We start from the raw sequence: 13,296 nt of genomic DNA on the forward strand, positions 1-13,296 counted from the left end.
ATAATTGAATCAAAGGAGCTTGTTCAAATTGTGATCTTTCCCTCTAAAAATGGAGTGCGGATCGCTTTGGGCAGGCTCTTTTTATTATTTAGATCTAACTAATTTTCTTTCTTGGAGAATAATAAAAATTAAAGCGGCAAAATAAGTAGTTGACAATTCAAACAAATGGGATTATTCTAATTTTTAATTAATCGTATTGTTATTTATTTCTAATCTTTACGCATAAAAAAACATGTTGATGAGAAGAGTAGACTAAAAAGTAGCGTGAATAGCGACTATCGTTGGTGGAAGGATAGCATGTGAATTTAGTTGAAGATGATCTCGGAATCATGATTTACGATGAAAGTCAAAAATCCGGTAGGAACCGTTATTTTCCCAAGCATTTTGAGTGCTGTTGAGGTAATTCACGTGAATGAATTACGAATAAGGGGTGGTAACGCGGTAAATCGTCTCCTAATCATATTTATGATTAGGAGACTTTTTTATTTTGTAAATAATTTTACTTTACATTAAGGAGGAACATTTGATCATGGTTGATTTAAAAAAGAACGTTTTAAGGGCATTTGCAAATGAAGAGGAGGAGAAGGTACCAGTTTCATTTTGGCGGCACTTTGCTAAAAGTGAATTTACTGATGCCGCAACACATCCGGAGATAGTTGATATTAATGTAAAAGGGCATGAATCCTATATCAAAAAAGTTTCCCCAGATTTTATAAAATTTATGACTGATGGCTATTTTATTTATCCCTTTTTAAATGTAAAAGATGTTCGGCAACTCACTTCACTGGAACACTTAAAAAGTCTACCTAAAGATCATTCGTGGTTTAAAGAGCAAGCTTCCTTGGCCAAAAGACAAGTAAAAATTGCCAATGACCAATTTACTTTTTATACAATATTTTCACCACTTACCATTTTAAAGTGGGCGTTGATCGACCATGCTAAGGAACCTTTAACGTTAGCAGATAAAAGGTTTGCCGATCTTTATAGTGAAGATCCTAGGGCCTTGAAAAAAATTCTCACGATCATTGGTACGGATTTGAAGGAATTAGTAAAAGTTGTTTTAAATGCTGGAATTGATGGCATTTATTACAGCACACAGTCTATCCAGGATTCAAGAACTGATAATCTGGACTTCTTCAATGATATTCAAAGAGTTATTGATCACGATGTCATTAAAACAATCAATGAAAGGGCAGATTTTAATGTTTTACATATTTGTGGTTTTGATGGTGCTACTAATCACTTGGAATGGTATCGAGATTACCAACTTCAAATCATTAATTGGTCCACGCATAGTGATGGTTACTCATTAGCCGAAGGGAAAAAACTGTTTGGTGATCGGCCTGTTTTAGGCGGCTTTGGAATAGAAAAAACGGATGTACTGTATTCTGGATCAAAAGCAGAAATTCAGGCTGCCGCAAAAGAATTAGTTAATGAGGTTGGTAAGAAAGGAGTCATTATCGGTGCCGACTGTACAATTCAACGTGATATACCTTATGAGCATTTGATTTGGGCGATTGAGGCGGTACATAGCGTATAGGAGGAATGTCACTTGCTACTTGAAATAAAGAGTTTGAAGAAAAAATTTGCAAATAATACAGTTTTAAAAGGGATTAATCTTTCCATTAAGGCCGGGGAGGTTGTGGTAATTATTGGGCCTTCAGGTTCTGGTAAGACAACATTATTACGAAACATTAATTTTTTAGAACAGGCCGATTCTGGAACAATGGTTTTTAAAGATAAACAACTTAATTTAGCAAACTTATCGAATGAAGAAATTCTTTGGGTGAGAAGGCACACTGCGATGGTTTTCCAAAATTATAATTTATTTAAAAACAAAACGGCCATTGAAAATATTTCTGAGGGACTAATTTTTGGACAAAATAGATCTAAGAAGGACGCTCTTCAGTTAGCAAAGAAGGCCCTAGACAGTGTGGGACTTTTGGATAAACAGGATTTTTATCCTGCTCAATTATCTGGTGGTCAGCAACAAAGGATTGGAATCGTTCGCGCAACCGTTTTAAATCCTGACATCGTTTTATTTGATGAACCTACTTCTGCGCTTGATCCAGAGTTAGTTGGAACAGTTCTTTATGACATGAAGCAATTAGCGGATCAAGGGCAGACAATGATTGTTGTCACCCATCAAATGTCCTTTGCACGAAACGTAGCTAGCCGGGTTGTGTTTTTTGCTGACGGCGAGATTATTGAAACTGGTACGCCAAGTGAGGTTTTTGATCATCCTAAAAATAAACGGACAAAGCAATTCTTATCGGCAATAGCTGAGGATTATTAAGGAGGCCATCTATGAAGGTTAGTAAAGTTATTGTTACGTTATTGAATGGATTACCGGAGACCTTAAGTCTGCTTATAGCATCATTTTTCTTTGCCAGTTTGATCGGACTAGGTATGGCCTGGCTTTATCTACGAAAGAATCCAATTCTAAGTGCTTTGGCAAAATTTTATTTAGGAATCGTCCGGGGGACACCACCGTTATTAATGCTTTTATTATCGTATTTTGGCTTACCAAAACTTTTTACTCTAGTTGGAATCAATATTAATGATTGGGCAAAAATATTTTTCGGAATTGTTGGACTGTCCATAGGATGGGGTGCTTATCTAGAAGAAGCGTTTAGATCGGCCTACCTGTCAGTAGATAAAGGACAATATGAGGCCGCATTATCCGTTGGCATGGATGCTAAACACGCCTTCTTTCAAATCCTAATGCCACAAACATTTTTGATTGCTCTACCAAACATAGAAAACCTATTAATAGGTTTGGTTAAGGCAACATCCCTAGTCTATGTAATGGGGATGGTTGATATGTACAGCGAAGCCACTGATCTATCTAATCAAAATCAAGGCATATATCAATTGGAAATATTTATCATTTTAGCATTACTTTACTGGTTAATTGTTTTGCTAATTGAATGGGTATTCCGAATGTTTCACAGATATTATCGGTATGTCGAAATCTAAGTGTGTTTCAGAAAAATTAGATTTCATTCCGTCTTTTTCAACTAATTTTAATGCTCATTATAATAAAAAAATAATTTTAAGTGACACTTAAGGGAGGTGGACCACACTTGTTTGATTCTAATTTTGCAATCCAATCTTTTCCCAAAATTCTGGCCGTCGCACCAATGACAATTTATCTGTCAATTATTGCTGCAATAATTGGTTTGATTTTGGCCGTTTTAATTGCCGTTGTACGTGAACGCAAAGTACCTGTGCTAAGTCCAATTATCGGAATTATTGTTTCGTTTATCCGTGGTACACCAATTATTGTTCAGATGTATGTTGTTTATTATGGATTACCACAATTATTAATCGCCTTACAGAAATGGGGAATAAGCACTAATAGCAGTGGGGTTCCAGCAATTATGGTGGCAATTACTGCTTATTCGCTAAACGCGGCATCAAATATTTCAGAGAGTATTCGTTCAGCTTACCACTCAGTTGATTATAAACAGTATGAAGCGGCCATATCAGTTGGAATGACACCAGTAAAGGCAATGACCAGAATTATTGTGCCACAATTAATTGCTAATCTTATACCTAATTTTTCAAATATCTTTATTGACCTAATAAAGGATACGGCACTGGTGTATAACATTGGAATTGTTGAAATAATGGCGAAGGCCAATATCATTTCATCAGTAGGATTCAAATATATAGAAACATATTTAGATGCCCTAATTATTTATATTATAATTTGTTGGATTTTTGCGAAGTTATTTCAAATTAGTGAAGTCATTATCCGACGACGTGTTTTTGCAACTCAAAGAATAAATTAGAAAAAGAGGAAATTATGATGAAAATTAAAAATATTTTAACTGGTATTATTGCAACTTTTGCAGTTAGTGGGGTGTTCTTGCTTAAAAATAATGAAAAAACACCTGTTCAGGCCGCAAAAGTTCAAACGATTAATGTAGCAGCACCGAATAATAATCGACCTTATACTTATCCAAAAGGTTCAGGTATTGGTGGGTATTATGGCGATTTATTAAAACAAATAGATAAGGATTTGCCGCAGTATAAATTTAACGAAACTACTACATCGCAGAATTCAGTGTTTGTGGGTCTGCAATCAGGAAAGTATGATGTAGCGGCTTCAAATTGGTGGTATTCAAAGGATCGGTTTAAAACCTATTTACATTCAGATTCCAACGCGTTGGATGATTTACGTTTAGTTACTAAAAAGGGTGGCAAAACGGCAAATTCATTGGAGGATATTTCAAAAAAGAAGTTAAAGTTAGTGCCAATTTCAACGGATGATGCGCGTTATAGTTTTATCGAGACTTATAACCAACAAAATAAAAAACATAAAATCAGTTTGGAAGGTATCGGTGATCAATCCGCCGGCGATGCATTAAAAGAAGTATCTAATGGTAAATATGATGTGGCCATTTATCCTTATGCGGCCTATAAACCAGTGGCCAATAAAGCAGAAGGAAAGAAATTAGTAGTTTCTAAGTCAATTGGTTTAGAAAATAGCTACTTTTTACTAAATAAAAATAGTAAGAATAAGGCATTGGTTAAAGCAATCAATAATGATTTAAAAAAGCTAAAAGCAAATGGTTACTTGGAAAAAATTACTAAAAAGTATTTATATGAAGATACCTTTAAATTAGCAAACGCCAATAAAACTTTTAATTCCGAGGCTCATAAATAAGGAGGTCAGTATTATGATTGGTGACGGAAAAGTTGGTAATCTCAATCAAATTAAAGCAGTGAATAATCCTAAGTTGGCCGATGAAACAACGCTGGCCTTAAGGGCAATCACTGAAAAACGGGCATCCACACTTACATACATGGTGGATAACGCTAAAGAAGATACTGCTTTTGCAGTTAAATCGATTGAACAGTATGGGATTGATAACGGTCAGGATTTTAAAAAATCAATGACAAATCCGCATGATTTAAACGAGTTTGCTGATAAATTTACGGCGGGACTTGAGCCCCAGGTTTATGAAATGGAAACTGTTAGTCAAAACGATAAAGAATTTGAAGTACACTTTCATTATTGTCCGTATGTAAATCGGTGGCTTAAAATGGGGAAAACGCCAGATGAAATGAGTCAGTTATGCGATCTTTGTATGGGTGGTGATGCGGCGACTGCTTCGGTATTTGAAGATATCGATTTTCAATTAGGTACGACGATTGCAAAGGGTGGAAATTTTTGCGAACTACACTATTTGAAAAAAAGTAATGTGACAGCCGGTAAGAAACCACGAATTATTATGAGGAAAAATGAGTGACAACTTATCTTTCATTTTGAAGTGCCACTAGGAAGAATAAGTTTAATCCTTTGCCTGCATTCTATAAAAATATTTATAAAAAAGACGGGAGTGGGACAAAAGTCGGTTTTTGTCTCACTTTCGTCTGTTTTTACGATCGATTGGATGAAATTCGGTTAAAAATAACCAGATACTTAGTGTAAAATAGATTAATTATCGTCATGATGCCAGTTATAGCTAAGTAAATTCCTAAAAATAATTCTCCTTGAACCGCTAAGTAGATAACACTGAAAACGGCCGCCATCAAAACTGCATTACCAATTTGTAATAATGCCTGCCTCGGGGTCGCGTTTTTAAAACTTGATTTAACTTGTAAATGCATACAATCACCCTACTCCTTATTTATTTTTAATCTAGTATAACGTGTTTTTACCAGAAATCTAGAAAAATTTTATTAAAGTTTAGTAACGATAATCGCTGGCTAATTGTTAGGCTAAGTGAGCTCTTTTGAATTTTTAACCTTTTTTATCGCAAATTTCACTACATTTGGCGTAAAATAGTTGTAAATGAAATTTTTAGGATTACGCAAAATAAGGTTCAAAGAATTTAGGAGGACTACAGCGATGGCAGTGCAAATGATTGTGACCGATATGAATGGAACATTGTTAAATAATGTTCAGGAGTTTGATAAACGCCGTTTGGAACGGCAACTTACCAAAATGAAGGCTGCTGGAATTTGGTTTGTTGTTTGCAGCGGGAATCAATTTGCCCATTTAAAACGTTTGTTTTCCGGGATGACAACAGATAATGTGATCTTTGTTGCTGAAAATGGTGCCTCAATTTATCAGCAAGGGCAAGAAATATTTGATGGCGCAATTGCGGCGAATCGTTTGCAAGATTTCTTACAACACGATTGGCAATTACCGTTACTCAAGGCAGCACGAGTTATTTTGGTTGGTGCACAAGGAGCCTATACATTAAAAGGGGCGCCAAAACGATTAGTAGCCGTTGCCCGGCAATTTTATGATCAATTAGAGGAAGTAACTGATTTAACCCAAGTGACTGATACAATAAAAAAAATCAGTTTGAGTTGGGATGAAGGGGCACCAAAAAGTATCGTGCCCGAACTTAATCAATTATTCAAGAACAGTTTGGTGGCGCAAGATAGTGGCTATGGTGTTATTGATCTCATTCGGAATAATATTGGTAAGTTACCCGCTGTTCAGTTTCTACAGCAGCGTTTTAAGGTAGCCAATGCTGATGTTGTTGCTTTTGGCGATGGTGCTAATGATCTGGCAATGTTGCAGGCTGTTGGTAATGGTTACGCTATGAGGAACGCTTCGACTACTGTTAAACAGGCCGCTAAGTTTGTTACTACGAAAGATAATGAGCATAGCGGGGTGCTCGCCACCATTGAACAATTATTGGCCTTATAAATTATTGAGCGGCTAATTTTTAATAAAAGGGAGCGAAGAATTTGCGTCTGATTTTTCAGTGGTTACCACTAGTTCTAGCAGTGGTGGCCGGGTTTTATATTAGTCCTAAAATCTTATCTGGCAAAAAAACGGTTGGCCAAAAGATAACTTTATTAGCATTGGTAATCTATTTAATTAGTTTAGTGGCATTGTGTCTAGTCCCTGCGTTTTATTCGGTCAGTACTCATCAAGCAAGTTACATTATTGTAGGCCGAGCAATCGTTATTTACCGACCGTTTCAAGATCTAGATTTAGAGTATTGGCTAAACGCGGCCATGACCTTACCGCTGGGTATTTTATTAACGTTGATTTACCGGTTAAATTGGCGCCAATTAATTATGATTGGTTTTTTAACTAGCCTTTTTATTGAGACTAGCCAGTTTATCCTGGATCAATTGGTTAATTTGCAGCGAACTGCCGATATTGATGATTTAATCACTAACACGGTTGGTGTTGTTATTGGCGGTCTAGTTGTTTACGGCTTAAAGAAAACGCGATTACGCCGTTTTGTTAGTTGGTTCAGTTTTAGTGAGTGATTGCTTGTGGTGGTTTTGGTAAGTGGTTAAAACGATACCCGCTAGTCGTAGCGTTGAAATATATCGCGATTAAAAATAATGCTTATGCCGATTGGCCACGGAATTATACGTGAACAGATTTAGTTAGGTTCCATTCCGGCGCTGGCGTATGGAATGCGTGCGACTTGGACTTGCCGGGCTTTGGCTTAGTCCAATCGACAACGGGAAGCGAGTTCTGTTTAGCGAATATGTTTTAGTAATTAATACTTGCTAAAATTAGTTGTTAAGAATGAGCGACAGTGGCGCGTTGACAAGCTAATTTTCTTTCCGATTAAACCCATTCGGAAAAGAAAATTAGCTTGTCAATCACGCAAGATACTAAATGACCACAATTCGGTCATCAAGTATCTTCGACACAGCTGATACGCCAGCGCCTTCATTTCACCTTGGCAGCGGTTGAGCTTTGATTATTGATTGATTTAATTATTTAGTTGGTCCAATTGAGTCGGAACCCACAGCTTTAATGCTACGCAACTTAGCGGTGATCTTAATTAGCCATAGACAATGATGAAGGCAGCTTTCACCTATTTGCAACACAATAACTGGCAATCGTTTTAAATATGGTCGCTATGATGCACTAAGCTCTTAATTGAAAGTATTTGAAGATTAAAATAGAGGTAACAACAAAAAACAATTTTGTTGTTACCTCTATTTTTTATTTTAGATTAGAAAGGGATCTAATTTCTTAATGACCACCTGAACGGACACCACGGCGGTGAGCGCTTAGATTATTAGTCTGTTTTTTAAATTTCTGCCAAGTTGTGTTTGTATTTTGTGTCTTTTTTTGTTTGTGCTGTTTAGTGTATTTCAATTTATGTCACCTCACTATGGATCAAAACTATGTGTTTCAATCATAACGCAAATTAATTTGTTTGCAATGAACTTGGTTACTTTTTGTTAGAAAAATTATAAAAAATAGAAGGACTTTTTTCTTTCAGAATTTTCTAAGATTAGGCAGCAGTTACTAGCAATAACTTTTTGGCAGCACGCTCTTGAACTTATGGCAAAACGGTTTTATCAAAAATACCGTTACGTTTTCGTTAGTCATTAGATCAAGTTGTGGGGAAGTCCCTAATTTTATTGAGAAGTATTCTCAATTGGGTACCCGCCTGTTATACTTAGACTCATCAAATAGAATTTTAATACTAAGGTATTTTCACATATAAGGGGATAATGTTGATGACAACTGGCACGATTGATTTAAGCAAAACAGTTTACGAATTAGTGACGGCACACCCTGAAGTTGCCGAAATTTTGTACGGAATTGGCTTGAAAGAAATAAAAAATCCCGCAATGCTGAACACTGCCGGACGTTTCATGACCATTCCAAAGGGAGCGGCCTTGAAAAAGGTATCACTAGATGAAATTGTTGCCCAATTGAAGGCGCTGGGATTTGAGGTGATTAATGATGCCGGAGAATAAACATAACAGTGTTTTTCGGCAAAAAAAGATTGTCGAAATTCTGAAAATGTTGCATGAAGGTGGCAGTTTTGATGAAGCCAAAAAGATCTTTGATGCTACTTTTTCCAGTGTTGACGTATCCGAAATTACTTCCGCAGAACGTGAACTAATTGGCAGCGGACTGAATCCAATGGAAATTCAAAATTTATGTAACGTTCATGCCGCAGTTTTTAAAGGATCAATCAATCCAACTAAACCAATGAGTGCCGAGGATGAACCAGGGCATCCTGTGGCAGTAATGAAATTGGAAAACGTTGTCTTGACTTCGTTATTAGATGATGAATTATTACCTTGTTTAAAAAAATGGCAGCAATCGGCCAATGGTGATAGTGCAACGGCGACCGACCAACAATATTTAACTAGAATGCAAAATGCTTTAAAAGATTTGCAAACAATTGATTTACATTATGCCCGGAAAGAGAATTTGTTGTTTCCGTTGATGGACAAGTACGGTATTACTGCACCACCAAAGGTTATGTGGGGTGTAGATGATGAAATTCGGGGCTGGATTAAGGATGCCATTCGGTTGGTTAACACCACACCAATACCAGCAAAATATGATATTGAAGCGGCTATTGAAAAAGTAGCTAAAGAAATTGAAGAAATGATCTTTAAGGAAGAACAGATTCTATTGCCAATGGTTGCAGAAGTTTTTAAACCAGCGGACTGGGAACTAATTGCCAGCGAAAGTGATGAGGTCGGCTATACATTGATTCCCGATCCATTACCGTGGCACCCCTCACAAAAAGATATCGAAGAAGCGGCCAAACGCAAACCTTCGAAGATGGCGCAAGAATTGAATTCAATGGCGCAGTCCTTAGCTGACCAACAAGGTTTGGACGGTAAGGCACCTGCAAAAGATGCTAAGGCAACGATTAGTGAAGCAATGACGGACACAGTCGATGCGATGACCGATGTTGTTAAAGAAAATGAGGCCACAATTCCGACTAATTTAAAGGCTAAAGAAAATGATCCTGAAGCAATTAATGCACTCCCGTTACACTTACGCGCCGAATTTGGCGAAGTTAAGGCTTCTGCGCCAGCCAAAGATGATGCGCGGCAACAAATTGACGTGAACATTACAGCTCCTAAAAAGGCCGAAGTGGCCGAAAAGGCTGCTGAAACAGTAGAAGAAAAATCAATTGAACCTAAGACAACAGATGAAGCGGCAGGAATGCCTGATTTTGTTAAAAAGATGTTGGCCGATAAAGACAAGCCGACTACTCATAAACGGCACAAGAAACCAGCGCCACAAACCCATTTAGAAATTGGGGCCGACAATAGCGCGACAATTGTACTGCCAACTGGTAATTTGGATTTACGGCAATTAACGGCCATCCTGGGCGTTTTACCACTTGATGTGACGTTCGTTGATGCTAATGACATTGTGCGTTGGTTTTCGGATAATGGCGACCGGGTTTTCCCTAGAACACGAACAGTTATCGGTCGGGCGGTAGTTAACTGTCACCCACCAAAGAGTATGGGTAAGGTTCAAACAATCTTGGATGATTTTCGTAGTGGTGCGCAAGATCATGCTGATTTTTGGATTAATCTACACGGAACAAAGATGGTCTACATTCGCTATTTTGCAATGCGTGATCCCCAGAATAATTATCTAGGTTGTCTAGAAGTAACGCAAGAAATTACGGAAATTATGAATTTAAAGGGCGAAAAGCGCCTTTAAAAATGAAATTCGTAAGGCGTGGGGCAAAGTCAGTTTTGGCGCACGTTCTAGTGTGGCGCTGACTATTTCTGATCATTGCTCTAGAATGTGCGCCAAAACCGATTTTTTGTTTCACTCCCGCTTCCTATTGCTTCTCCGAACAGTAGGGCACACTCTCTATTTTAATTGTTGCGAGTTGTCATTAATTTCACTTTAGCCTAAAATTAAGACCAATAAACCAAGGAAAGAAGTGGACGTTTTAATGAGTCGTGAAGTGACATTACAGGATATAAAAAACTATCAGGCCGCTTATCATGCGGTTCCTGGTGGCGCCGTAGTTAAGCGGACGGTCATGAATAACGGTATTAATGCCGCAAGTGAAGATACGGCGGTTAAGGCCAAATTAAATCGTGCATTTTCACTGGAATTAGATACTGGCGCTGTGTCTAATCAGAAGAAAAGTGGTCGTTGCTGGTTATTTTCAACGTTGAACACAATTCGGCATGATGTGGCCAAGCAAATTAATCTGAAGGATTTTGAGTTCTCTGAGAATTATTTATCTTTTTGGGACCGTTTTGAAAAAGCCAATGCCTTTTATGAACACATTTTAGCAACTGCTAACGAACCAGCGGATAGTCGAATCGTGACCTGGCTATTAGAAATGCCGGATGACGATGGTGGTCAGTGGGATAATGCTGCGGCACTTATCAAAAAATACGGTGCCGTACCGCAATCGGTCATGCCAGAAACTTTTAATAGTGAAAATACTGCCGAATTCAGTCAAGTATTGGGACTTAAGTTACGCCATGATGCGGTGGGCTTACGAAAATTAGTTCAAAACGAAGCCGCGGCTAGCAAAATAACGGAGACTAAGCAAAAAATGCTTGGTGAGGTCTACCGAATGTGTACTTATACTTTTGGCGAAGTGCCATCAACGTTTACGTTCACTTATCGGGATGATAATAAAAAATATCATCGGGAAACTAATTTAACGCCACAGCTTTTTGCACAGAAATATATTAGTCGTGATCTTGGCGATTACGTTGTGCTGATTAATTCACCAGATAAACCATTTAATCGCCTTTATACATTACCGATGGAAGACAACGTGATTGGTGGTCAACACGTGACTTTTTTAAATGTTGATCTCATAACTTTCAAGGTCTTAACGATTCAACAATTGAAGGCCGGAGAAACAATCTGGTTTGGTAACGACGTTTTACAACAAATGAACCGACAAGAAGGGTTGCTTGATTCCGGACTTTATAAGCGGGCCGAATTATTTGGTGTTGATCTTAGCCTGTCTAAGGCTGATCGGCTGACTTATCGTGAAGCAGTTGTTTCTCACGCGATGACGTTAACTGGGGTTGATTTAGTTGCTGATCAACCAACTAAGTGGAAGGTCGAAAATTCTTGGGGTGAAAAGAATGGTGAAAAGGGTTATTTTGTGATGAGTGATGATTGGTTTGATGATTTTGTCTACCACACGGTCATTAATAAGAAGTTCTTAACGCCGGCGCAGCAAAAGATGTTAACAACGACACCAACTGAGCTAACGCCTTGGGATTCGATGGCTTAAATATAATGTGTGTTATAACTTACCTTTGCTAATAATTTTTGGATCAAGCTGGATAAATGCATAAAACTTGAGAACTTCCTTTAGTCGATGTTATAGTCGATATTAAGGAAGGTGTTTAATATGCAGATACAAAAAATTGTGGTACAAGATCTTGATGGTAAGAAACTTGGCAATTATTCTGGACGTTTAGTGGAAACGCCACATCATTGGCAACTTCAACTAACCGATCCAGTTGAGGCGGATGCCTTAGAGGAGCTGCTGGTTAAACATACCGATCAAAAATTAAATTTTAACCAACAGGCAATTTCACTAAAGAAAGTTGATCGAGGAACTATTGAGCACCAGGAAGATCCCAATGATTATTCGCATACAACTTTTATGATTGAAAAATAAATGGACGCTAACGAAAAATATTTAACGCAAAAAAAGAAGCCGTGACAAAATTTTGTCGCGACTTCTTTTTACAAGTAGCTAATAGTTTATGTTAAGAAATTCAATTGTAATTTAGTGTGCTTTTAGTAGTTAACCCGGACACCAAATGAAGGTTGGAAATAAGAGTTAATTGTCTGAATTTCAACATTTTGGCCTGGTTGAGGTGCACTAACATATTGGTTATTGCCAATATAAAGGGCCACGTGGTACGAAGCACCTTGAGCACCCCAGAAAACTAAATCACCAGGTTGTAATTGATCAAGTGGTTCTGCAACGCCGGCTGATTCCTGGTCAACTGTATAATGACCAACAGTAACGCCTGCCTGAGCTAACGCATACTGGGTAAGGCCAGAGCAATCAAAACCGACACCTGCTGTAGTACCGCCCCAAACGTAAGGTGTACCAACTTGTCCGATGGCAGCATTGACTGCGGCTTGTGCACCAGCGGTCGTTTGCGTACTTGTGGTCGTCGGTGTTGTCTGCGCGTTTACAGTAGCAGTCGTTGCTTGTGCATTTGTGTTACCAGTGTAAGCAACAGTCGCAGGTGCTACTTGGGTACTAGTCGTATTACCTGTTGTCGCCTGAGTATTATTTGAGTTGTTAGTGTAAGTAACGTTAGTCGGCGTTGTTTGTGTCCTTGCAGGGGTAACAGTTGGTGTAGTGTTGTTCGTATTTGAAGAATACCAAGCCGTTGTTTGTGCGGTTTGGGGATTATATTCGGCAGCATTAGCGTGTGCACTTGTTGCACCGAAAAGGGCTGCACCAGAAAGGCCCATGATACCAGTGGCCGTGATAGTTAGTAAGTTTTTCTTGAAATTTATAATCATAATGTACTCCTTTATTATTTGCCATTTATGTAAAGAACTGAATT

Annotated in this window: 14 protein-coding genes; 12 read left to right on the top strand and 2 right to left on the bottom strand. The window is 38.0% G+C overall.

The window, feature by feature from the left end; translation table 11 throughout:
* The first annotated feature begins 529 nt into the window (after positions 1–529).
* From AYR53_RS05200 to AYR53_RS05225, 6 genes are all read left to right on the top strand, one after another.
* The gene (locus tag AYR53_RS05200; protein WP_068225661.1) at positions 530–1,540 is read left to right on the top strand and encodes a uroporphyrinogen decarboxylase family protein; all 1,011 of its coding nucleotides are present in this window, start codon (positions 530–532) and stop codon (positions 1,538–1,540) included.
* 12 nt (positions 1,541–1,552) lie between these two features.
* Positions 1,553–2,296 (top strand): amino acid ABC transporter ATP-binding protein, encoded by a 744-nt coding sequence (locus AYR53_RS05205; protein WP_068225660.1) that lies wholly within the window; start codon positions 1,553–1,555, stop codon positions 2,294–2,296.
* 11 nt (positions 2,297–2,307) lie between these two features.
* Positions 2,308–2,979: an amino acid ABC transporter permease gene (locus AYR53_RS05210; protein ID WP_068225659.1), complete on the top strand. Its 672-nt coding sequence runs from the start codon at positions 2,308–2,310 to the stop codon at positions 2,977–2,979.
* Between the two features lie 107 nt (positions 2,980–3,086).
* On the top strand, positions 3,087–3,797 hold the full coding sequence (locus tag AYR53_RS05215; protein WP_068225658.1) for an amino acid ABC transporter permease: 711 nt from the start codon (positions 3,087–3,089) through the stop codon (positions 3,795–3,797).
* A 14-nt stretch (positions 3,798–3,811) separates the two neighbouring features.
* The gene (locus tag AYR53_RS05220; protein ID WP_225359721.1) at positions 3,812–4,675 is read left to right on the top strand and encodes a transporter substrate-binding domain-containing protein; all 864 of its coding nucleotides are present in this window, start codon (positions 3,812–3,814) and stop codon (positions 4,673–4,675) included.
* A gap of 13 nt (positions 4,676–4,688) precedes the next feature.
* Entirely contained in the window at positions 4,689–5,261 is a 573-nt protein-coding gene (locus AYR53_RS05225) for an L-2-amino-thiazoline-4-carboxylic acid hydrolase (protein ID WP_068225656.1), read from the top strand.
* A gap of 130 nt (positions 5,262–5,391) precedes the next feature.
* Here AYR53_RS05225 and AYR53_RS05230 read toward each other — a convergent pair whose 3' ends face one another.
* The gene (locus AYR53_RS05230) at positions 5,392–5,622 is read right to left on the bottom strand and encodes a hypothetical protein (protein ID WP_068225655.1); all 231 of its coding nucleotides are present in this window, start codon (positions 5,620–5,622) and stop codon (positions 5,392–5,394) included.
* Between the two features lie 241 nt (positions 5,623–5,863).
* Here AYR53_RS05230 and AYR53_RS05235 point away from each other — a divergent pair, with 241 nt between their 5' ends.
* The 6 genes from AYR53_RS05235 to AYR53_RS05260 all read left to right on the top strand — a co-directional run bounded on the left by AYR53_RS05235 (position 5,864) and on the right by AYR53_RS05260 (position 12,386).
* Positions 5,864–6,676 (top strand): Cof-type HAD-IIB family hydrolase, encoded by an 813-nt coding sequence (locus tag AYR53_RS05235; RefSeq protein WP_068225654.1) that lies wholly within the window; start codon positions 5,864–5,866, stop codon positions 6,674–6,676.
* Positions 6,677–6,717: 41 nt separating this feature from the next.
* A complete protein-coding gene (locus tag AYR53_RS05240; protein WP_082918526.1) occupies positions 6,718–7,251 on the top strand; it encodes a VanZ family protein in 534 nt (177 codons plus the stop codon).
* A gap of 1,218 nt (positions 7,252–8,469) precedes the next feature.
* The gene (locus tag AYR53_RS05245; protein WP_068225653.1) at positions 8,470–8,712 is read left to right on the top strand and encodes a DUF1858 domain-containing protein; all 243 of its coding nucleotides are present in this window, start codon (positions 8,470–8,472) and stop codon (positions 8,710–8,712) included.
* A complete protein-coding gene (locus AYR53_RS05250; RefSeq protein ID WP_068281205.1) occupies positions 8,699–10,435 on the top strand; it encodes a DUF438 domain-containing protein in 1,737 nt (578 codons plus the stop codon). The genes AYR53_RS05245 and AYR53_RS05250 overlap by 14 nt, the downstream gene beginning before the upstream one ends.
* 241 nt (positions 10,436–10,676) lie before the next feature.
* A complete protein-coding gene (locus AYR53_RS05255; protein WP_068281204.1) occupies positions 10,677–11,993 on the top strand; it encodes a C1 family peptidase in 1,317 nt (438 codons plus the stop codon).
* 120 nt (positions 11,994–12,113) lie between these two features.
* Positions 12,114–12,386 carry a hypothetical protein gene (locus tag AYR53_RS05260; protein ID WP_068225651.1) on the top strand — a complete coding sequence of 91 codons (273 nt, stop codon included), beginning with the start codon at positions 12,114–12,116 and terminating at the stop codon, positions 12,384–12,386.
* Positions 12,387–12,508: 122 nt separating this feature from the next.
* On the opposite strand, the gene AYR53_RS13870 is transcribed toward AYR53_RS05260, so the two are convergent.
* Positions 12,509–13,252, bottom strand: coding sequence for a C40 family peptidase (locus tag AYR53_RS13870; RefSeq protein WP_068281203.1), 744 nt, complete (start codon positions 13,250–13,252; stop codon positions 12,509–12,511).
* Positions 13,253–13,296: the final 44 nt, after the last annotated feature.

The sequence above is a fragment of the Loigolactobacillus backii genome, assembly GCF_001663675.1.
GTDB classification, from domain to species: Bacteria; Bacillota; Bacilli; order Lactobacillales; family Lactobacillaceae; genus Loigolactobacillus; species Loigolactobacillus backii.